The sequence below is a fragment of the Shinella pollutisoli genome (genome assembly GCF_024609765.1).
GTDB classification, from domain to species: Bacteria; Pseudomonadota; Alphaproteobacteria; order Rhizobiales; family Rhizobiaceae; genus Shinella; species Shinella pollutisoli.
Genome location: NZ_JANFDG010000009.1, coordinates 133,510 through 154,469, shown reverse-complemented (window position 1 = coordinate 154,469; position 20,960 = coordinate 133,510). Strand labels below are relative to the sequence as shown.

Annotated in this window: 19 protein-coding genes and 1 riboswitch; of the genes, 9 read left to right on the top strand and 10 right to left on the bottom strand. The window is 68.7% G+C overall.

Features of this window, described 5'->3' with window-relative positions; genetic code table 11:
- Positions 1–141: 141 nt before the first annotated feature.
- From cysN to NNZ72_RS09885, 3 genes are read right to left on the bottom strand one after another with little or no spacing between them, the layout of a single operon-like run.
- A complete protein-coding gene (cysN, locus tag NNZ72_RS09895; protein ID WP_257315123.1) occupies positions 142–1,632 on the bottom strand; it encodes a sulfate adenylyltransferase subunit CysN in 1,491 nt (496 codons plus the stop codon).
- A 1-nt stretch (position 1,633) separates the two neighbouring features.
- A complete protein-coding gene (gene cysD / locus NNZ72_RS09890) occupies positions 1,634–2,587 on the bottom strand; it encodes a sulfate adenylyltransferase subunit CysD (RefSeq protein WP_257315122.1) in 954 nt (317 codons plus the stop codon).
- 47 nt (positions 2,588–2,634) lie between these two features.
- Positions 2,635–3,384: a phosphoadenylyl-sulfate reductase gene (locus tag NNZ72_RS09885; RefSeq protein ID WP_257315120.1), complete on the bottom strand. Its 750-nt coding sequence runs from the start codon at positions 3,382–3,384 to the stop codon at positions 2,635–2,637.
- A 257-nt stretch (positions 3,385–3,641) separates the two neighbouring features.
- Between NNZ72_RS09885 and NNZ72_RS09880 the strand changes: the two genes are divergently transcribed.
- Complete coding sequence (locus NNZ72_RS09880; RefSeq protein WP_257315119.1) at positions 3,642–4,889, top strand: calcium-binding protein; 1,248 nt, start codon at positions 3,642–3,644, stop codon at positions 4,887–4,889.
- 72 nt (positions 4,890–4,961) lie between these two features.
- Here NNZ72_RS09880 and betA read toward each other — a convergent pair whose 3' ends face one another.
- A complete protein-coding gene (gene betA / locus NNZ72_RS09875) occupies positions 4,962–6,611 on the bottom strand; it encodes a choline dehydrogenase (RefSeq protein ID WP_257315140.1) in 1,650 nt (549 codons plus the stop codon).
- Between the two features lie 90 nt (positions 6,612–6,701).
- On the opposite strand from betA, the gene NNZ72_RS09870 reads away from it, so the two are divergent.
- Together NNZ72_RS09870 and NNZ72_RS09865 are read left to right on the top strand one after the other, a co-directional pair.
- On the top strand, positions 6,702–6,947 hold the full coding sequence (locus NNZ72_RS09870; protein ID WP_257315118.1) for a type II toxin-antitoxin system RelE family toxin: 246 nt from the start codon (positions 6,702–6,704) through the stop codon (positions 6,945–6,947).
- 6 nt (positions 6,948–6,953) lie between these two features.
- Positions 6,954–7,319: a helix-turn-helix domain-containing protein gene (locus NNZ72_RS09865; RefSeq protein ID WP_257315117.1), complete on the top strand. Its 366-nt coding sequence runs from the start codon at positions 6,954–6,956 to the stop codon at positions 7,317–7,319.
- A 10-nt stretch (positions 7,320–7,329) separates the two neighbouring features.
- On the opposite strand, the gene betB is transcribed toward NNZ72_RS09865, so the two are convergent.
- From betB to betI, 3 genes are all read right to left on the bottom strand, one after another.
- Entirely contained in the window at positions 7,330–8,793 is a 1,464-nt protein-coding gene (betB, locus tag NNZ72_RS09860) for a betaine-aldehyde dehydrogenase (RefSeq protein ID WP_257315116.1), read from the bottom strand.
- Position 8,794: 1 nt separating this feature from the next.
- The gene (gene betC, locus NNZ72_RS09855; protein WP_257315115.1) at positions 8,795–10,324 is read right to left on the bottom strand and encodes a choline-sulfatase; all 1,530 of its coding nucleotides are present in this window, start codon (positions 10,322–10,324) and stop codon (positions 8,795–8,797) included.
- 61 nt (positions 10,325–10,385) lie between these two features.
- Entirely contained in the window at positions 10,386–10,985 is a 600-nt protein-coding gene (betI, locus tag NNZ72_RS09850) for a transcriptional regulator BetI (protein ID WP_257315114.1), read from the bottom strand.
- 241 nt (positions 10,986–11,226) lie between these two features.
- Here betI and NNZ72_RS09845 point away from each other — a divergent pair, with 241 nt between their 5' ends.
- From NNZ72_RS09845 to NNZ72_RS09830, 4 genes are all read left to right on the top strand, one after another.
- Positions 11,227–11,775: an HdeD family acid-resistance protein gene (locus tag NNZ72_RS09845; protein ID WP_257315113.1), complete on the top strand. Its 549-nt coding sequence runs from the start codon at positions 11,227–11,229 to the stop codon at positions 11,773–11,775.
- A gap of 17 nt (positions 11,776–11,792) precedes the next feature.
- Positions 11,793–11,857, top strand: a riboswitch (Fluoride riboswitch).
- Between the two features lie 98 nt (positions 11,858–11,955).
- A complete protein-coding gene (crcB, locus tag NNZ72_RS09840) occupies positions 11,956–12,330 on the top strand; it encodes a fluoride efflux transporter CrcB (RefSeq protein WP_257315112.1) in 375 nt (124 codons plus the stop codon).
- A 140-nt stretch (positions 12,331–12,470) separates the two neighbouring features.
- Positions 12,471–14,291, top strand: coding sequence for a bifunctional diguanylate cyclase/phosphodiesterase (locus tag NNZ72_RS09835; protein ID WP_257315111.1), 1,821 nt, complete (start codon positions 12,471–12,473; stop codon positions 14,289–14,291).
- A gap of 81 nt (positions 14,292–14,372) precedes the next feature.
- Positions 14,373–15,374 (top strand): NAD(P)H-quinone oxidoreductase, encoded by a 1,002-nt coding sequence (locus NNZ72_RS09830; RefSeq protein WP_257315110.1) that lies wholly within the window; start codon positions 14,373–14,375, stop codon positions 15,372–15,374.
- Positions 15,375–15,427: 53 nt separating this feature from the next.
- On the opposite strand, the gene NNZ72_RS25515 is transcribed toward NNZ72_RS09830, so the two are convergent.
- The 3 genes from NNZ72_RS25515 to NNZ72_RS09815 form a co-directional block, all read right to left on the bottom strand.
- Positions 15,428–16,396 carry a GGDEF domain-containing protein gene (locus NNZ72_RS25515; protein ID WP_257315109.1) on the bottom strand — a complete coding sequence of 323 codons (969 nt, stop codon included), beginning with the start codon at positions 16,394–16,396 and terminating at the stop codon, positions 15,428–15,430.
- Between the two features lie 93 nt (positions 16,397–16,489).
- Positions 16,490–17,923 carry an MFS transporter gene (locus NNZ72_RS09820; protein ID WP_257315108.1) on the bottom strand — a complete coding sequence of 478 codons (1,434 nt, stop codon included), beginning with the start codon at positions 17,921–17,923 and terminating at the stop codon, positions 16,490–16,492.
- 244 nt (positions 17,924–18,167) lie between these two features.
- Positions 18,168–18,905: a DUF3750 domain-containing protein gene (locus tag NNZ72_RS09815; RefSeq protein ID WP_257315107.1), complete on the bottom strand. Its 738-nt coding sequence runs from the start codon at positions 18,903–18,905 to the stop codon at positions 18,168–18,170.
- Positions 18,906–18,989: 84 nt separating this feature from the next.
- Between NNZ72_RS09815 and NNZ72_RS09810 the strand changes: the two genes are divergently transcribed.
- Positions 18,990–19,994 carry an asparaginase gene (locus NNZ72_RS09810; protein ID WP_257315136.1) on the top strand — a complete coding sequence of 335 codons (1,005 nt, stop codon included), beginning with the start codon at positions 18,990–18,992 and terminating at the stop codon, positions 19,992–19,994.
- A gap of 304 nt (positions 19,995–20,298) precedes the next feature.
- A complete protein-coding gene (locus NNZ72_RS09805; RefSeq protein ID WP_257315106.1) occupies positions 20,299–20,718 on the top strand; it encodes a VOC family protein in 420 nt (139 codons plus the stop codon).
- Positions 20,719–20,960 lie beyond the last annotated feature (242 nt).

The following is a 20,960-nucleotide window of genomic DNA, read 5'->3' as shown; positions in this document are numbered from 1 at the left end:
GCAATCATCCGAGACGGAAAACCATGGCAAAACGCTTGACGGCTAAGACAGTCGCTCTCCCCGGCGGGGAGAAGGGGCAAGAGGCGCCATCCTCATTCCATATGCGACAACCCGGCAGGGCAGGGGGCGTTAACCCCAATCCTACTCGTCCAGCTCCGCCAGCAGCTCCGCCGCGCGGCCCGCGCTGGTGTGGCGTACCTCGACGTCCTGGCGGCGGCCCGAGAAGAGCTCGCTCGCCATGATCTTCTCCGCGAGCTCGGCGGGCAGCGAGAGGAGCACGCGCTGGTCGTCCTTGTGGATGCCGCCGATCTCGGCGCGCCGGCCGGTGATCATGCCGCCGGCCACCGTGTTGTTGGTGTCGGGGTCGATCAGGATGAAGGCGCCGGTGGTGCGGTTCTGCTCGTAGGCGTCGAAGATCGCCTGCTCGTCGAAGACGAGATGCACCTTGCCGATGGCGTTCATCGGCAGGCGGGCGGCGGCGTTCCACTTCGAGGTCGCGAGGTCGAGCTGGCTCACCGGCTCGATGCTGACGCGCTGGCGGCGCGAGCCGCTCTTCAGCCAGTAGCGCTTTCCGGGCTCGATGCCCTCCGGCTGCAGCGCCACGAGCTGCGCGTCGAAGCCGCGGCCGGTCATCGGCTGGCTGTCGATCGCGACGATCATGTCGCCGCGCGCCACGTCCACCTGCCGGTCGAGCACCAGCGTCACGGCGTCGCCCGCGACGGCCGCGTTGCGCACGAGGTCGAAGGTGACGATCTTCGAGACGTTCGCGACCATGCCCGACGGCAGCACGACGACCGAATCGCCGGGCTTCACCGAGCCGCCCGCGACGGTCCCCTGGTATCCGCGAAAACTCTCGCCCGGCCGCGACACGCGCTGCACCGGCAGGCGGAAGCCGACGGTCTGGCTGGAGCGGGTGGTGGCCTTCTCCAGCGTCTCGACCAGCGTCGGCCCCTCGTACCAGGGCATGGCCGTGCTGCCGTCATAGACGACGTTCTCGCCCTTCAGCGCCGACATCGGGATCGCCGTGATCTGCTTGACGCCGAGCGTGAGCGCGAATTCCCGGAACTCGTGGGCGAGCTCCTCGAAACGGGCGCGGTCGTAGCCGGTGAGGTCGATCTTGTTGACCGCGAGCACGAACTGGCGGATGCCCATCAGGGTCGCGATGGTGGCGTGCCGGCGGGTCTGTTCGAGGATGCCGGCGCGCGCGTCGACCAGAAGCACCGCGAGATCGGCCGTCGAGGCGCCGGTCGCCATGTTGCGGGTATACTGCTCGTGGCCGGGCGTGTCGGCGACGATGAAGGCGCGCCGGTCGGTCGAGAAGTAGCGGTAGGCGACGTCGATGGTGATGCCCTGCTCGCGCTCGGCCTGCAGGCCGTCGAGCAAGAGCGCGAAGTCGGGCAGGCCGAGGTCGTTCTGCCTGCCGGAGGAATCGCGTTCGAGCGTCGCCGCCTGGTCTTCCTTGACGGCCTTGGTGTCCCAGAGCAGGCGGCCGATCAGCGTCGACTTGCCGTCGTCGACCGAGCCGCAGGTGATGAGGCGGAGCGGGCGGGAATCGCGGACCGCGCGGGCCGGTTCGCCGGCTGGCTCCTCGACCGGCAGGACGGCTGCCGTTGCAATGGCGGAAACGGTCATCTCAGAAATACCCTTCGCGTTTCTTCTTTTCCATGGAGCCGGACTGGTCGCGGTCGATGGCGCGGCCCTGGCGTTCGGAGACGGTGGCGGTCTCGAGCTCCGCGATGATGTCGTCGAGCGTCGTGGCGTTCGAGCGGATCGCGCCGGTCAGCGGGAAGCAGCCGAGCGTGCGGAAGCGGATCACGCCCTCCTGCCTCACCTCGCCGGGCAGCAATTCCAGCCGCGGGTCCTCGGCGAGGATCATCATGCCGTCGCGCTCCACGTAAGGGCGCCGCCTGGCGAAGTAGAGTGGCACGATCGGGATCTCCTCGGCCTGGATGTAGCGCCAGATGTCGACCTCGGTCCAGTTGGAGAGCGGGAAGGCGCGCACGCTCTCGCCCTGGCGGATCATGCCGTTGTAGATGTTCCAGAGCTCCGGGCGCTGGTTGCGCGGGTCCCAGCGGTGGTCGGGCGTGCGGAAGGAGTAGATGCGCTCCTTGGCGCGCGAGGCCTCCTCGTCGCGGCGCGCGCCGCCGAAGGCCGCGTCGTACTTGCCGGCGTCGAGCGCCTGGCGCAGCGCCTCGGTCTTCATGATGTCGGTGTAGAGCGCCGAGCCGTGCGTGAAGGGCGTGACGTTCTCGGCCGCACCGCGCGGGTTGACGTGCTCGATCAGGTCGAGGTCGTAGTCCTTCACGATCCGGTCGCGGAAGGCGATCATCTCGGAAAACTTCCAGCCGGTGTTGACGTGCAGCAGCGGGAAGGGGACGCGGCCCGGGTAGAAGGCCTTTCGCGCGAGGTGCAGGAGGACCGACGAATCCTTGCCGATCGAATAGAGCATGACCGGCCGCTCGAACTCGGCGGCGACCTCGCGGAAGATGTGGATCGCCTCGTTCTCCAGCGCCTTCAGGTGCGGGTCGAGCGGCGGCTTCGGCGTCGCGTTGTGCTTGGCCTCCGCTTCGGTGCGGATATCGGACATTCTGTTCTGCTCCGGATTGGATCGCCTGGAAGGAGGCGGACGGTCTTTCAGGCGGCGCTCGGCGCCGGGATGGGGGAGGCGGCGTCGGGAACGTGGAGGCCGCATTCGCGCTTCTCGTCGTTCTCCCACCACCAGCGGCCGGCGCGCTCTGGCTCGCCCGGCTTGATGGCGCGGGTACAGGGCTCGCAGCCGATCGAGGGATAGCCGCGCGCGTGCAGCGGGTTCACCGGCACCGCGTTGTCGGCGACATAGGCGCGGATGCGCTCGATGTCCCAGTCGGCGAGCGGGTTGATCTTGACGAGGCCGCGCTCGGCGTCGAGCTCGGCGAAGGGGGTCTGCGCCCGGTTGCCGGACTGGCCGCGGCGCAGGCCGGTGATCCAGAAGGCGGCGCCCTCGAGCGCGCGCGCAAGCGGCTTCAGCTTGCGCACGTTGCAGCAGGCGTGGCGGGCCTCGACGCTCTCATAGAAGCCGTTGAGGCCGTATCGCGCGGCATAGGCGTCGATGTCGTCGGCGACCGGATGGTAGCGCGATATCGTCATGCCGTAGCGCTCCTCGGTCTCCTCGATGAGGGCGACGGTCTCGGGGAAGAGCCGGCCGGTCTCCAGCGTGACGACGTCGACGGGCAGGCGCTCGCTGCCGATCGCCGCCGTGATCACCTGGTCCTCGATGCCGAGGCTGGTAGTGAAGACGGCGCGCCCCTGCAGCCCCGCCACGAGCGACAGGCGGCCCGTCAGGTCGAGGCTTGCGAGTTGATCGTTCAGGGCCTCTGCGGTCCCGTTTCCGGTTGCTGCGGTCATGCGGGTGGAACCTTTTCGAAAAGTTGCCGGATTATCGCAGCCGCGTCCCCGGCGGGACAGCAAAACCGATTTCCAAAGCGGGGTGGAGGAGAGCAAATATCTCTCCATCCCGCCGTCCGCGCAGAAATCCTGCACAACCTCCCGCCCGCGCCGAAAGTGACGTTCCTTAACTTGACAAGAAAAGTCACATTTAATAGTGGAGTTGCGAATTCAGGTTTTAATCGGCCCCTGCGGGCCTTGCCGGGAAGGAACGAACGATGGCGATCACGATCACGGCCTATGATGCGAACAAGGACGGCAAGGGCATCGACTTTGCCGCCTACCTCAAGGCATTCACGAGCTTCGACGCGAGCGGCTACGGCGGCTTCAACGGCACCGATCCGTTCAGCGGCACGCAATATGCCTCGACCAACGACAAGGAATACGGCGCGCTGCTGACCTCCGGCGTCCGCAAGTGGGTCTACGACTTCCCGACCCACACCGTCACGGGCAGCATCTCGAAGGTCGAGTTCGGCAACAAGATCAAGCTGAACGCCAAGAACAACTACGACATCACGCCCGACCTGCGCATCGCCGGCCTGAACGTCACCGACAAGGAGCTCGCCGGCGATCTCCTCAGCGAGGTCTCGAACGGCAACACCTCCGGCATCATGAAGATCGTCGCGGCCAACGCCGTCTCCTTCGTCGGCAGCACCGGCGCGGACGTCTTCACCGGCTTCGGCAAGGCGGACAAGCTTTCCGGCGGCAACGGCAACGACACGCTGAGGGGCGCCGGCGGCAACGACGCGATCTACGGCGGCAACGGCAACGACAAGCTCTACGGCGACGCCGGTTCCGACGGCATCAAGGGCGGCGCCGGCAACGACGCGATCTACGGCGGCGACGGCAACGACCGGCTCTACGGCGAGGCGGGTTCCGACGGCATCAAGGGCGGCAACGGCAACGACAAGATCTACGGCGGTGCCGGCAACGACCGGCTCTACGGCGAGGCCGGCGCCGACGGCATCAAGGGCGGCTCGGGCAACGACAAGATCTACGGCGGCACCGGCAGCGACCGCCTCTACGGCGAGACCGGCAACGACAGCATCAAGGGCGGCACCGGCAACGACCTGATCTACGGCAATTCCGGCGCCGACAAGCTCTATGGCGAGGCCGGCAACGACAAGCTCTACGGCAACTCGGGCAACGACACGCTGTCCGGCGGCGCGGGCAACGACCGGCTGGAAGGCGGCACCGGCAACGACACGCTCTATGGCGGCGCGGGCGCGGACACCTTCGTCTTCCGCAAGAACGAGGGCAGGGACACGATCAAGGACTTCCAGGCCGGCAGCGGCAAGGGCGACGTGATCCACCTCGACGACGCCGTCCTGAAGAACTACGCGGACGTGCTCGACCACGCCCAGGACACGGCGACCGGCGTGCTGATCGAATACGGCAAGGGCTCGATCCTGCTCTCCGGCGTGGAGAAGTTCGACCTGCACGCCAACGATTTCTTCTTCTTCTGAGACGATCGGGGGCCGTCCCTGCCGCCCCCCTGCGGCCTCTCCCCGTCCGGCGGGGAGGGGCCGTTTTGCCGTTCAGCGGTCGCTCTCCCGCCAGCGCGGGTTGATCCACGGCTCCTGGTTGGAGCGCGGCAGCGGATCGCGGCCGAGGATGTGGTCGGCCGCCTTCTCCCCCGTCATGATCGAGGGCGCGTTGAGGTTGCCGTAGGTGACGTGCGGGAAGATCGACGAATCGGCGACGCGCAGGGCCTCGACGCCGATCACCCGCGTCTCGGGGTCCACCACCGCCATCGGATCGTCCGCCGCCCCCATCCGGCAGGTGCCGCAGGGATGGTAGGCGCTCTCCAGGTGCTCGCGCAGGAAGGCGTCGATCTCCGCGTCCGTGCGCACCTTGTCGCCCGGCTGGATCTCCGGCCCGCGGTATTCGTCGAAGGCCTTCTGCCCGAAGATCTCGCGCGTCAGCCGCACGCAGTGGCGGAACTTCTCCCAGTCCTCCGGATGGCTCATGTAGTTGAAGCGGATCACCGGGTCGGCCATCGGGTCGGCCGAGCGCAGCGTCACGCTGCCGCGCGATTTCGAGAGATTGTAGCCGACATGGACCTGGAATCCGTGGCTCTTGGCCGCCGCCTTGCCGTCGTAGGAGATCGCCACCGGCAGGAAATGGTACTGGATGTCCGGCTGCCTGACGCCCGGCGCCGAACGCAGGAAGGCGCAGGCCTCGAACTGGTTCGAGGCGCCGAGCCCGCCCTTGGAGAGCAGCCATTGCGCGCCCGCCACGCCCTGCCAGAACCAGGGCAGCCAGGAATAGAGCGAGACCGGCTTGGTCGAGACCTGCTGGAAATAGAACTCCATGTGGTCCTGCAGGTTGGCGCCGACGCCCGGCCGGTCGACCTTCACCTCGATCCCCATCTCCTTCAGGTGCGCCGCCGGGCCGATGCCGGAGAGCATCAGGAGCTTCGGCGAGTTGAAGGAGGAGGCCGAGACGATCACCTCGCGGTTCGCCCGCACCACCTCGATGCGGCCGTTCCGCTCGATCTCGACGCCCGTCGCCCGCCCGTCCTCGATGACGATCTTGCGCGCGAAGCAGCGCACGAGGCGCACGTTCGGCCGCTTCATCGCCGGCCGGAGATAGGCGTTCGCCGCCGACCAGCGCCGGCCGTCGTGGATCGTCTGCTCCATCAGGCCGAAGCCTTCCTGCTTGGAGCCGTTGTAGTCCTGCGTCAGCTCGAAGCCCGCCTGTTTCCCGGCCTCGATGAAGGCGTGGAACAGGGGGTTCCTCACCGGCCCGCGCTGGACGTGCAGCGGCCCGTCCGTGCCGCGCCAGCCCTCCTCGCCGCCGTGCGACGTCTCCATGCGCTTGTAGTAGGGCAGCACGTCCGCATAGGCCCAGCCCCGCGCGCCGAGCGCCTCCCAGCGGTTGAAGTCCTCCGCGTGCCCGCGCACGTAGACGAGGCCGTTGATCGAGGACGACCCGCCCAGCACCTTGCCGCGCGGCGCGGTGATGCGCCGGTTGTTGAGGTTCGGCTCGGGCTCGGAGAGATAGCCCCAGTTGTAGCGCTTCATGCTCATCGGCCAGGCGAGCGCGGCCGGCATCTGGATGAACGGTCCGATGTCCGACCCGCCGTATTCCAGCACCAGGACGGTATGCCTGCCGTCCTCCGAAAGCCGGTAGGCCAGCGCCGATCCGGCCGAGCCGGAGCCGATGATAACGAAATCTGCGGTCATGGTCACGGCTCAGTGCCTCCTGCTCGGAAAACCGGTATCAACCTGTAGGGCCCGATTGCGAAAATTATCGCTATTAGCTATAACTGCGACATGAAGCGCATTGAATACACGCCGGCCGCCTTGAAGAGTTTGGCGCGCATGCAGCCGAGGCGAAGTGCGGCCATCGTTGCGAAACTGGAGGCTTATGCGAGCGGCGCGGTCGTGGATATCCGCAAGATGGCGGGAAATCCGTTCTATCGTATCCGTGTCGGGCGGGATCGCGTCATCATCGACGAGAAAGGCGTGATCATTATGGTCATCGATGCCGGTCCGCGCGGTAGCATCTATAAGGAGTGACGCAGAATGGGCGACGTTCAGACGATTACGATCGACGGCAAGAACTACGTCCTCCTGAGCGAGGAGGACTACGAGGATCTGATCGACGGCTTGCACGCTGCCGAGATCATGGCGCGCATCGCCGCCGGCGAGGAGACGTGGCCGCACGAGCTTGTCGTGGAACTGCTGAGCACCGACAGCCGCATCCGCACCTTCCGGAACTACCGCAAGATGACCGTCTCCGAACTTGCCGACGCGGCGGGTATCTCCCAGCCTTATCTCTCCGAGATCGAAGCCGGGAAAAAGACGGGCTCCGTCGATGTGCTCAAGCGCATCGCCAAGGCTCTGCGCGTCGATCTCGACGATCTGATTGTCGAGGTCGAACCGGACTGAGGCGCCCATCTCAATACGGCGCCTCGACCTTGCCCATCGCCACGTAGACCGTCTTCAGCTCCGAATAGTGCTCCAGCGCGGAAAGCGAGTTCTCGCGGCCGAAGCCGGACTGCTTGGAGCCGCCGAAGGGGATCTCCACGGGGCAGAGATTGTAGGTGTTGATCCAGAGCGTGCCGGCCTCGAGCCGGTCGACCACGCGGTGGGCGCGGGAAAGGTCGGCGGTGAAGACGCCGCCGGAAAGGCCGAACTCGGTCGCGTTGGCGCGTGCGATCACCTCGTCCTCGTCCTCGAAGTCGAGCACGCACATCACCGGCCCGAAGATCTCCTCGCGTGCGATCGTCATGCCGTCCGTCACGTCGGCAAAGACGGTCGGCTGCACGTAGTAGCCCTCGCCGGAGACGTTGTTGGGGATGCCGCCGCCCGTCACCAGCGTCGCGCCCTCCGCCTTGCCCGCCTCGATATAGGAAAGCACCTTCTCGCGCTGGGCGTAGGAGACCATCGGCCCGAGCTGCGTCGCCTCGTCCATCGGGTCGCCGATGACGATCCTCTCCGTGCGTGCCTTGAGGCGGGCGAGGAAATCGTCCCTGACGGCGTTGTGCACGAAGACGCGCGTGCCGTTCGAGCAGACCTGACCGGTCGAGTAGAAGTTGCCGAGCATCGCCCCGCCGACGGCGCTGTCGAGATCGGCGTCGTCGAAGACGATCAGCGGCGACTTACCGCCGAGCTCCATCGTCACGTGCTTGAGCCGGCCGGCCGCCGCCGCCGCGACCTTGCGGCCGGTCGGCACCGAGCCGGTCAGCGACACCTTCGCCACGTCCGGATGCTCGACGAGCAGCGGCCCCGTCGCGCGATCCCCCTGGATGACGTTGAAGAGCCCCTTCGGCAGCCCGGCCTCGATCAGGATCTCGGCGATCTTCAAGGCACCGAGCGGCGTGTTCTCCGACGGCTTGAACACCATGGCATTGCCGCAGACGAGCGCAGGGGCGCCCTTCCAGCAGGCGATCTGCTGCGGATAGTTCCAGGCGCCGATGCCGACGCACACGCCGAGCGGCACCCGCTTGGTGAAGGCGAAGTCCTGCCCGAGCGGAATGTGGCTGCCGTTCAATCCGGCCGCGGCGATGCCGCCGAAGAACTCGAAGGCGTCCGCCCCCGAGGTCGGATCGGCGACGATCGTCTCCTGGATCGGTTTCCCCGTGTCGAGCGTCTCCAGCCCGGAGAGCGCGCGGTTCCGCTCGCGCATGATCTCGGCCGCGCGCTTGAGGATGCGCCCGCGCGCGGTCGGGCTCACGGCCGCCCACTCCTTCTGCGCGCGCTTGGCCGAGGCGACGGCGCGCTCGACGATCGCCGGCGTCGCCGCGTGCAGCCTGGCGATCACCTCGCCGGTTGCCGGATAGACGCTCTCGAAGGGCGTGCCGGCCGTGTCCTCCACATACTCGCCGTCGATGAAATGCGAGGCTTTCGGTTGGGCTTTCATCTCACTCTCCCCGCGGATAGCGCTTGGATTCTTCGAGGTTGTCGAGGTTCATGTGGTTGCGCATGTAGCGTTCGGAGGCCTTCTGCAGCGGCTGGTGGTCCCAGGGATAGTAGGCGCCGTTCCTCAGCGCCTCGTAGACCACCCAGCGCCGCGCCTGGCTCTCGCGCACCGCCGCGTCGAAGGCCGCCATGTCCCAGCGCGCCTCGCGCATCTGCCGGAAGGCGGCGAGCGTCGCCTTGGTCACCGGGTCGTCCGAGGTGGCGAGGTTGACGAGCTCCCGCGGATCGGCGGCGAGGTCGTAGAGCTGCTCGGGATCGAGCTCGCAATGGACGTATTTCCACTTGCCCTCGCGGATGGCGACGAGCGGCGCATAGGAGGCCTCCGCCGCGTATTCCATCAGCACCGGCGAGGTCCGCTCGGCCCCGCGGATCACCGGCACGAGGCTTTCCCCGTCCGTCCAGGGCATCACCTCGTCCATGGAGATGCCGGCGAGGTCGCAGAGCGTCGGCGTCACGTCGAGGTTGGAGACGGGTGCGGCGTGCAGGCCGGGCGCGACCCCGGGGCCGGCGATCATCAGCGGCACGCGGGAAGAACCCTCGAAGAAGTTCATCTTGAACCACAGGCCGCGCTCGCCCAGCATGTCGCCGTGGTCGGAGCAGAACAGGATCACCGTGTCGTCGAGCATGCGGGTGCGGGTCAGCGTGTCGATCAGCTCGCCGACCTTCTCGTCGATATAGGAGATGTTGGCGAAATAGGCCCGGCGCGAGCGGCGCACGTCCTCGTCGGTGATCGTGAAGCTGGCATAGTCGCAGGATTTCAGGATGCGCTCCGAATGCGGATCCAGCGTCTCCGGCATGCCGACCTCGGGCATCAGATGCGCGCAGTCCTCATAGAGGTCCCAGAACTTCCGGCGCGCCACATAGGGGTCGTGCGGATGGGTGAAGGAGACGGTGAGGCACCAGGGGCGGCGCTCCCGGTCGTCGTTCTCGCGCGCGAGCTGGTAGAGCTTCTGGCCGGCGAGGAAGGCGACCTCGTCGTCATATTCCATCTGGTTGGTGATCTCGGCGACGCCGGCGCCCGTCACCGAGCCCATGTTGTGGTACCACCAGTCGATGCGTTCGCCCGGCTTGCGGTAGTCCGGCGTCCAGCCGAAGTCGGCCGGGTAGATGTCGGTCGTCAGCCGCTCCTCGAAGCCGTGCAGCTGGTCCGGCCCGACGAAGTGCATCTTGCCGGAGAGTGCCGTGTAGTAGCCGGCGCGGCGCAGATGATGGGCGAAGGTCGGGATCGAGGAGGCGTATTCGGCGGCGTTGTCGTAGACCCGCGTGCGGCTCGGCAGCTGCCCGGCCATGAAGGAGGCGCGCGCCGGCGCGCAGAGCGGCGAGGACGTGTAGTTGTTGGCGAACCGCGCCGAGCGGGCGGCAAGCGCCTTGAGGTGCGGCACGTGCAGCCAGTCCGCCGGCCCGTCCGGGAACAGCGTCCCGTTGAGCTGGTCGACCATGAGGATCAGGATGTTGGGCTTTCTGGCGGTCACGGGACGGTCCTTGAAGTATGGAGAATGGTGTGCCGGGCAGAGGGGGTGTGATGGAAGAACATCATTCCCGCATTCCTCCCCCGCACGCCAGAAGCTGCGCGTTCACATAGCCCTCCGTCAGCGCGATCGACGATTCGATGCTGACGGGGGCGGATCCGAGGCCCTGCCGGAGATAGAGCCCGTCGATCATCGCCGCGGCCCCTTCGGCGATGCGGGCGGCGTCCTCGGCGGGGCAGAGGCGCCTGAGGCTCGACAGCAGGTTGGAGTTGAGGCGGCGCGCATAGACGACGAGGAGGCGCCGCACCGCCTCGGAGCGCTGCGCCTCGGAATAGAAGGCGAGCCACGCCGCCACGGTCTCGGGCGCGAACTGGTGCGCCTGGAAGTTGACGCGGATGACGGCCGAAAGCCGCTCGCGCGGCGTGGCGGCCTCCTCCAGCGCCGCCACCGCATCGGCGCGGAGCTTGCGCAACAGGCTGCGGATCGTCTCGATGACGAGCTGCTCCTTGGAGCCGAAATAGTGATGCACGAGCGCCGGCGACACGCCGGCGTGCCGGGCGATCTCCGACATGGTGACGGCAAGCGACCCGTGGTCGCCGACCGCTCTCAGCGTTGCGTCGACCAGCGCCTTGCGCCGCACCGGCTCCATTCCGACCTTCGGCATCGCGTCCTCCCCCGAGAGGGCAAGATATTTTTAATTGATCGATCAATCAATAAAAATCTGGGCGCCGATCGGGGGCCGCGCCGGCCGCCGCGGCGTGCCGGAGCGTCGTGCATGCGGCCGGACACACCAAGGCCGCTGGTTTTTTTGAATCGGGAGCACCTTATCTGCGATCGGGTGATTCCACCCGGTCGCGGGATGTTCTAGGCTCCGCCTTGTTTCCATGCGGTTTTCGAGGTGTGCCATGGTGCTCAGTCCCGGAATGAATCCCCTGTCCGAAGTCCGCGCCAAGTGGGGCTGGTTCGTCGCCCTCGGCGTCGTCCTGCTCGCCTTCGGCGTGATCGCCGCCCTCAACCTGTTCTGGGCGACGGTCGTCTCGGTCTATTACGTCGGCATCATGATGATCGTCGGCGGCGCGGTGCATCTGGCGCATGCCTTCCAGGTCAAGGCCTGGCGCGAGACGATCGCCTGGGCGCTGAGCGCGGTGCTCTATCTCGCCGCCGGCGTGCTCGCCTTCGTCAATCCGGTGCTGACCTCGGCGGTGCTGACGCTGCTGATGGCGGCGGCCCTTCTGGTCGCCGGCGTCTTCCGCATCTTCGCCGCCTGGCGCGTCCGGCCGGAGCGCGGCTGGGGCTGGCTGATGGCGGGCGGCGTCGTCACCACGCTCGCCGGCCTCGTCTTCCTCCTCGGCTGGCCGATCAACAGCCTGTGGCTGCTCGGCCTGTTCCTCGCCTTCGACCTCGCCATGCAGGGCTGGGCGCTGATCTGGTTCGGCCTTGCGCTCAGGCGCTGAAGCGGGTTAGAAACCGGGCGTGGGATGGGAATGGAGCTTCCCGACAACCGCCGGCTCGCCGGCTGATGGCTCCTGCCGGAACCGGCCAGCGACGGCCGTGACGGCGGGAGCATGTCCTGCGACCGCCTGGCGCGGTCCTCCCGTCCGGGTGCCGGATCGCGCAACCTGGAGGCAACGGACATGAACTATCTCATCGTCTTTCTCGGCGCCGGCATCGGCGGGGCGGGGCGCCACGGCGTCAACGTGCTGTCGGCGCGGCTGCTCGGCACCGGCTTTCCCGTCGGCACGCTCGCGATCAACGCCGTCGGCAGCTTCGTCATGGGGCTCGTCGCCGGCTATTTCGCCTTCCGCGGCCACCTGCCGCAGGAAATGCGGCTCTTCCTCGCCACCGGCGTGCTGGGCGGCTTCACCACCTTCTCCGCCTTCTCGCTGGAGACCGCGCTGCTGTTCGAGCGCGGCGCGCCCGGCGCGGCGATCCTCTACGTCGTCCTCTCGGTGGCGCTGTCGCTCGGCGGCGTGTCGCTCGGCCTTGCGCTCGCGCGGACTGTCCTCTGAGCGGTTCGCTCAACGCAGGCGTGAATTAGTAACGTGTTGTCTTCTTTGAAGTTTCACGAAAGCTTCACATTGCGGAAACGGATTGTTGAAACCTCGGCCCGAGGATGCGGTGAAAAAGGAACCGTCTTTCGGAGACCGTCATGGCCGCCGCCGAACTCATCGCCCTGCGCCGCTTCGCCGACGGCGAGATCGTCACGCTCGCCAAGCTGGTGATCGAGACCGCCTTCCAGCCGATCGTCGAGGCGGCGACCGGCGCCGTCTTCGGCTACGAATCGCTGATGCGCGGCTTCGACCGCCTCGGCTTCCGCTCGCCGCTCGACCTCATCGACCGGGCGCACGAGGCGGGCCAGCTCCTCGCGCTGGAGCATGCCGTCAACAGCCGCGCCATCGCCGCCTTCGCGGCCCTGCCGGATTTCCGCTCGCGCACGCTGTTCATCAATCTCGACTCCCGCCTCGTGCCGGCCGGCGCCAGCCTGATCGACCGGCTGGCCGGGCATCTCGCCCGCGCCGGCATCCCGGCCTCCTCGATCTGCTTCGAGATCTCCGAGCGCTTCGACAACGACACGCTGCCGGAATTCTCCGCCCTCGTGCAGAAGCTGAGGCTTTCCGGCTTCAAGCTCGCCATCGACGATTTCGGCGTCGGCCACAACGGGCTGAAGCTGCTCTGCGACCACCCGGTCGACTATCTCAAGATCGACCGGCACTTCATCTCCGGCATGGAGGCGGATGCGCGCAAGCGCCACCTGGTGCGCAACACGGTCAATGCCGCCCACGTGCTCGGCATCCGCGTCATCGCCGAGGGGGTGGAGACGGAGGCGGAGTTCGTCGCCGCCCGCGAGGCCGGCTGCGATCTCGTGCAGGGCTGGTTCGTCTCCCGCCCGGTCACCGACGTCTCGCTGCTCAGCCCCGTCTATGCCCATGTCGCGCGCGCCGGCGGCAGCCGGCGCAGCTCGCACGCCTTCGACAGCATCCTCATCCGCCGCGAGATCGAGCACCTGCCGGTGCTGCGCGAGAGCGAGAGCCTGGATTCCGTCTTCGAGTGCTTCCGGCGCGATCCGCGCCGCACCTTCTTTCCCGTCCTCAACGCCAACGACGAGCCGCGCGGCATCCTGCACGAGTACCACGTCAAGCAGCTCAGCTATCATCCCTTCGGCCGCGACCTCCTGAAGAACAAGCTCTACGAGAAGAGCATCTCGCATTTCGTCACCGCCGCGCCGATCGCCGACCTCGACACGCCGGCCGAGCAGCTCCTCGACGTCTTCACCGGCATGGGCGGCAACGAATGCGTGATCCTGACGGAGAACATGCGCTATGCCGGCATCCTCTCGGCCTCCTCGCTGCTGAAGATCATCAACGAGAAGCGGCTGCGGGCGGCGGAGGACCAGAACCCGCTGACGGGCCTTCCCGGCAACCGCTCGATCCGCGACTACCTGCAGGACCGCGCGCTCGACGGCGACCAGTGCCGCTGCTTCTGCTATTTCGACTTCGACAACTTCAAGCCCTTCAACGACCATTACGGCTTCCAGAAGGGCGACGTCGCGCTGACGCTCTTTGCCTCGCTCCTGCGCCGCGATTTCGTCGGCGAGGACGTCTTCGTCGGCCATGTCGGCGGCGACGATTTCTTCGCCGGCGTCTCGGGATGGTCGGTCGCGGCCGTGCGCGAGACGCTCGAGGAACTGCTCGCCGACTTCGCCCGCGAGGCGGCCGCCCTCTACACGCCGGAGGACCGGCAGGCCGGCGCCATCCGCGGCCACGACCGGGCGGGCCAGCCCTCGGCCTTCCCGCTGATGCGCTGCTCGGCCGCCGTGCTCGTCGTGCCGGAGGGCGAGGTGATCGGCGATCCGGGGCAGATCAGCGTGCGCATCGCCGCCCTCAAGGGCGCGGCGAAGGCGAGCGGCAGCGGCCTGGTGATCTCCGCCCTGCCGGATATCCCGGCGCAAGACTGCCGCCGCGCCGGCTGAGCGCGCATGCGGGCGATTCAATTCGCCCGCCGGTTCGGCTATTGTCGTCCGTCCGAATCCTCCAAGCTACGGAGACACGCCATGCCGCTACCCGCCTCGATGTCCTATGTCGGGCTCAAGGAGCACGGCGGTCCCGACCGCCTTGCCGTCGCGCGCGGCCCGCTGCCGCAGCTGCGCCCGGGCGAGCTCTTCGTGCGCGTCGAGGCGGCCGGCATCAACCGGCCCGACGTGCTGCAGCGCAAGGGCGACTATCCGCCGCCGCCGGACGCAAGCCCCGTCCTCGGCCTGGAGGTGGCCGGCGAGATCGTCGCCGTCGGCGAGGGCGTCTCCGGCTTCTCCGTCGGCGGGCGGGTCTGCGCGCTCGCCAACGGCGGCGGCTATGCCGAATATTGCGCGGTGCCGGCCGGCCAGGCGCTGCCCTTCCCGAAGGACTACGACGCGGTGCGCGCCGCCGCCCTGCCGGAGACGTTCTTCACCGTCTGGGCCAACCTCTTCATGATGGCGGGGCTGAAGCCCGGCGAGAGCGTGCTCGTCCACGGCGGCGCGAGCGGCATCGGCACCACGGCGATCCAGCTCGCAGCGGCGCTGGGCTCGACCGTCTACACCACCGCCGGCTCGCCGGAGAAATGCCTCGCCTGCCTCGATCTCGGCGCACGCCGCGCCATCAACTACCGCACGGAGGATTTCTGCGCCGTGATCGCCGAGGAGACCGGCAGGGCCGGCGTCGACGTCATCCTCGACATGATCGGCGCCGCTTATTTCGCGCGCAACCTGAAATCGCTGGCGCTCGACGGGCGGCTGTCGATCATCGCCTTCCTCGGCGGCGCCTTCGCCGAGAAGGTGAGCCTCGCGCCCATCATGCAGAAGCGGCTCCACATCACCGGCTCGGCGATGCGCCCGCGCACGGCGCGCGAGAAGGCGGAGATCCGCGACGGGCTCCTGGAGGCGGTCTGGCCGCTCCTCGACGCCGGCCGCATCGCCCCGGTCGTCCACGCCGTGCTGCCCTTCGCCGAGGCCTCCGAGGCCCACCGGATGATGGAGAACGGCGAGCATATCGGCAAGATCGTGCTGACGTTCGGCTAGAGCGGTTCCGGCGGAAGGGCGCCGCGGCCTCGCCTCCGCAATCGCGCAAAACCCTAGACCTCCCGCTCCACGCGGTCGCGGCCGCGGTGCTTGGCCCGGTAGAGCGCGTCGTCGGCCCGGTCGAACAGGCTTTCCGCCGTGCCGCCGTCATGCTCGGCGACGCCCGCCGACAGCGTGTAGACGCCGGCGGGGGCGGCCGTGTCGCCGGCGATGTGGCGGCGCAGCCGCTCGACCGCGCGGGCGGCCTCCGCGGCCGCGGTGCCGGGCATCAGCACCATGAACTCCTCGCCGCCGATGCGGGCGAAGACGTCCTGCCCGCGGAAGCGGCCGCGGCCGGCTGCCGCGAAATGGCGGAGCACCCGGTCGCCGGTCGCGTGCCCGTGGCGGTCGTTGATCGCCTTGAAATGGTCGAGGTCGATCAGCACCAGCGACAGCGGCGCCTCCTCGCAGCCGGCGGCGCGGATCGCCGCGTCGAGCCGCTCCATCGCCGCGCGGCGGTTGAGGAGGCCCGTCAGCGGATCGGTTTCGGCGGCGAGCTGCGCGGCGTCGCGGGCGAGCTTCAGCACGCGCTCGTTCGATTTCAGCATGCTGATGTCGGTGAAGGTGCTCCACAGCCAGCCGCCGGCGAGCAGCGTCTCGTTCACCAGGCACCAGCGGTCGTCCTGGATGTCGATCTCGAAGGTGCGGTGCGGGCGGCTGCGCCGCTTCTCCCGCGCCATCGCCATCCAGGATTCGAAGGAGCCGGCCATCCGCGCGCCGACGCCCGCCGCGTGGCAATGGCGCATGATGTCGGAAAAGCCCTGCGCGCCCGGCTGCACGTCGAAGAGGGCGCGGAAGGCGGGCGAGCCGTAGGCGAGCGCGTCGTCGGGGTCGAACAGCGCGGCGGCGACGCCGGAGGCCTCGATGCCGGCGAGGACGAGGTCGGTGACGGCGCGGCCGCGGGCCTCGGCGAGCGGACGGAGCGCGTCGGCATGGATCATGCCGCGCTCGCCTGCAAGCCGCTGGCCCTCGGCGTGTCTCACCGTCGCCCGTTCCTTCCGTTCGCCTTCGGCGCTTCTTGTGCGGGCGGGGCTGCGCGAATGCAAGGAAGACCGGCGGACGCCGTTAACAAACACTCAACCGGTGCCGCCGCGGGTCTCCGGCAGCCGGAGCGCCAGCATGAGGGCGGCGAGCGCCGGCAGCGAAAGCAGGAGGTAGAGCCAGAAGGCCGCGGTCTCGGCCCCCGCCACGCCGCCGGGTGCCGCGAGCCCCGCGCTGTTGGCGACGACGCCGGCGAGCGCCGCGCCGAAGGCGGAGCCGAGCGCCTGCATCGTCGTGATGGCGGCGGACGCCTTGTCCTTCTCGCCCTCGGGTGCCAGATGCAGCACGTGCGTGACGAGATGCGCCCAGCCGAGGCCGACGCCGAAGCCCATGGCGAAGATCAGCGCCGTCGCGGCGAGGACGGGCCCGTAGCCGCCGGACGGATTGTGCCGCGCCAGCGTGACGGCGAGCAGCGCGGTCGCGACCGCCTCGATGCCTGCGCCGGTCAGGATCGCCCGGTTCGCCCGCCGGCCGGAAAGTCCCGCGACGAGGAAGGCCGAGGCCGTCCAGCCGAGCGCGAGCAGGGCGACGATATAGCCGGAGACGAGCGGCCGGACCCCGTGCAGCTCCTGCAGGAAATAGGGGATGTAGATGTCGGAGGCGAGGGCCACGAGCACCGTCAGCATGATGAGGTAGACGCGGGCGAGCGGCGAGGAGAGCGATACCGTGCCGGCCGGCAGCAGCCGCGCCTTCGCGTGCCTCTCGATCGTCACCATCGCCGCGACCGCGAGCACCGCCGCCCCGGCAAGGCCCGCCCGCAGCGCCGCCGCCTCCACCGAGCCCGCGAAGGAGAGCGCCAGCACCGCGCCGAGGAGGAGCAGGATCTGCGCGAGCGGCGCGCCGGTGGTGATGCGCTCGCTCTCGCCCGAGGGCAGCAGGCGCGGCGCGGCGAAGGCCATCAGCGCGCAGATCGGCACGAGCAGCGCGAAGGCCTCGCGCCAGGCGCTGCCGGCGGCGAACACCCCGCCGACGGTCGGGCCGAGGAAGGTCGCCACGCCCCAGACCGCGGCATAGAGCGTCGAGGCGACGCTCCACAGCCGCTCGGGATAGACGAAGCGGATGAAGGAATAGCCGAGCGCGACGAGCAGCCCGGCGCCGAGCCCCTGCACGGCGCGGCCGGCGAGCAGCGCCTCCATCGCCGGCGCAAGCGCGCAGACGAGGCTGCCGAGGCCGAACAGCACGGCGCCGAGCCGGTAGCAATGGTTGAGCGTCACGCCTTCCGGCCGCACCGCCACGAAGCTCGCCCCCATCACCGAGGCCGCCACGTAGAGCGTCGTCGCCCAGGCGAACAGCGGCAGCCCGCCGATGTCGCGCACGACCGAGGGCATCAGCGTCGCGGTGATGTAGGTCTCGACCGCATGCAGCGCGATGCCGCCGCCGAGCATCAGCGTGGCGAAGACATGCGCGCGCGAGAACAGGCTCGAAAGCCGCGGCGCGGGCTCCTTCGGACGGATGGCGGTGTCGGACATGGAAAGGCCTTGGATGCGGGACGAAGCGACGAGACCTCGCATGCCGCGGGAAGGGGCGCAAGCCGGTACTTCTTGGGGGGCGGTAGTCTCGCCCCTCATCCCCCTGCCGGGACCTCTCCCCGCAGGCGTGGAGAAGGGAGATGCCGCACCGGCCCCGATGGCGGGAAGCCCTTGCCTCTTGCCCCTTCTCCCCGCCTGCGGGGAGAAGGTGGCGGCAGCCGGATGAGGGGCGCCATCGCAGCCCTCACAACCCGATCCGCCCCACCGCCGGCACCTTGATCGCCGGCCTTGCGAGGTCCACGCCGGCGACGAGCCCCATCACGTGCAGCTCGAACCCGCTGCGCACGCCGGCGGAGAAGCCGAGGAGCCCGTAGAGCGTCGCATGCACGTCGCGCCCGTCCGGATCGATCGCGAAGAGCCGCCCCTCCGGCAGGTAGTCGCGGCCGACGGCGTCGGGCGGCAGCACCGCGCCGAGCTCCGGCACGCTGCGCAGCACGTGCGCCACGAAGGTGTTGGAGTTCGGCCCCGGCCAGATGCGGTAGCCGCCGGGCTTCGCGTAAGGGTAGGCCGCGATCGCTGCCTCGATCTTCGGGATCAGCCGCGCCGCCGCCGCGCCGCTGACGCTGACGACGAGCCGCGGCGCGTTGGAATACCACAGCGCATCCGCCGCATAGCCGTTCTTCCGCACCGGCGTGCCCCAGCCGACCTTGTCGTAGCGCGTATAGGCACGCGCGCTCTCTTCCTTGGTGACGATCCAGGCGTGGCTCGCGAAGGCGCCCTTCATGCCGCCGGTCGCGGCGGAGAAGACGTGGATCGACGCCGCGCGCGCCTCCTCCGGCTCCGGCAGGATGCCGGCCGAGGTCCAGTCCGCCTCGCGCCAGCTCTGCGGCCGCTCGCGCATGTACCAGTAGCCCGCCGAGGCGAGCGGCGGCATCAGGTAGACCGCGAGGAAGACGAGAAGCAGGGTCCTGACGAATTTCATGGCGCGCCTTTCCGAAACCGGGTGCCGGAACCCGGCGATTTCGGATAATACCGCATGCGAAATCGGAAATTCGAGGGCATGAACATGGCAAATCCTGTGCTGGTCGAGGTCACGCGCGGCGATCTCGTCGAAAGCCGCCATCGCGGCATGATCGTCGCCGTCGACGGCGACGGCAAGGTGGTCTTCTCCGCGGGCGACATCGACGCCGTGGTCTTCCCGCGCTCGGCGGTCAAGGCCATGCAGGGCCTGCCGCTCGTGGAAAGCGGGGCCGCGGACGCCTACCGCTTCGGCGCGAAGGAGCTGGCGCTCGCCTGCTCCTCGCACAGCGGCGAGCCGGAGCATGCGGCACTCGCCGGCGCGATGCTGGCGGCGGCCGGCCGCGACGGGACGGCGCTCGAATGCGGCGCCCACTGGTCCTTCGAGCAGTCCGTGCTGATCGGCCAGGCGCGCGGGCTGGAGCGGCCGAGCGCGCTCCACAACAACTGCTCGGGCAAGCACGCCGGCTTCGTCTGCACCGCCTGCCACAGCGGCAGGGAGGTCGCCGGCTACGTGCGCTACGAGCATCCCGTGCAGGCGGAGATCCGCGGCGTCATGGAGAGCCTGACGGGCGCGGCGCTCGCCAGCGACGCGTGCGGCATCGACGGCTGCTCGATCCCGACCTATGCCGTGCCGCTGAAGAGCCTCGCCCACGGCTTCGCGAGGATGGCGACCGGCGCCGGCCTCGAACCCGGCCGCGCCAAGGCGTCGCGCCGCCTGATCGAGGCCTGCATGGCCGAGCCCTTCTACGTCGCCGGCACGAAGCGCGCCTGCACGCGGCTGATGCAGATCGCCCCCGGCCGCATCTTCGCCAAGACGGGTGCGGAAGGCGTCTTCTGCGCGGCGATCCCGGAAAGGGGCATCGCCATCGCGCTGAAATGCGAGGACGGCACCACCCGCGCCGCCGAGAGCATGGTCGCCGCCGCGCTCGCCCGCTTCTTCACCGGGGAACCGGAGGTGCACGCGGCGCTGACGGCCATGGCCAATCGTTCCATGCACAACTGGAACGGCATGCATGTCGGGGATATCCGGGTGACGGCGGTGCTGGGGTAGGGAAGATATCCCGATCGGCGTGCCCGCCGTTATCCCGTCAGGGGAAAAGGTGTCCTTACGCGAATTTGCCCCTCACCCTAACCCTCTCCCCGCAAGCGGGGAGAGGGGACGCGTCCTGCGAGCGGCCATCGGTCGGGGAAACCGGCGCGGCAAATCGCCTTCTCCCCGCCTGCGGGGAGAAGGTGGCCGGCAGGCCGGATGAGGGGCCTGGCAGGCCGAAGGAGAGAAATTTCTACGCACGCCTGCCGGAATCCCTCAACCCCCAACGTCCTTGCATCACAACGCAACCCCGAGGAGACCCCGCATGCGCATGATCTTCGTCAACCTGCCCGTCAAGGATCTTCCCGCCACCCGGCGCTTCTTCGACGCGCTCGGCTTCACCTTCAACGAGGACTTCAGCGACGACACCGCCGCCTGCATGAGGGTGGACGACAACATCTTCGTCATGCTGCTGACGGAGCCGAAATTCGCGGAATTCCTGGCCGGCCCCGCCGGCGACCCGGAGCGCGACACGCAGGTGCTCACCTGCATCTCCGCCGCAAGCCGCGAGGAGGTGGACCGGTTCAAGGCGAAGGCGCTTTCCGCCGGCGGGCGCGAGTGGATGCCGAACATCGCGTTCGGCCCGATGTACGGCTGCAGCTTCCGCGACATCAACGGCCATGTCTGGGAGGTGATGCACATGGATCAGCCCGGGGGTCAGTCGGGGGATCAGCCCGCGAACTGACCGTCCGGCCTTCGCCCGGCGGCCGGAACAGGCCGAAGGGCAGGTCGCCGAGCGCGCGCCCGTCCATCGCCGCGATGGCGGGATGGGCGAGCGGGTCGCGCAGCCAGGACGGCGTCTGCGAAGGGACGTCGGGCCTGCGCGGGGCGGTAGAGAAAATCTTGAACATTGCCTTTTCTCCCGTCGTCTGTACCATGCCCGCATGATCGCCGATCCACGGCCGGATTCAATCGATCCGTTCGCGA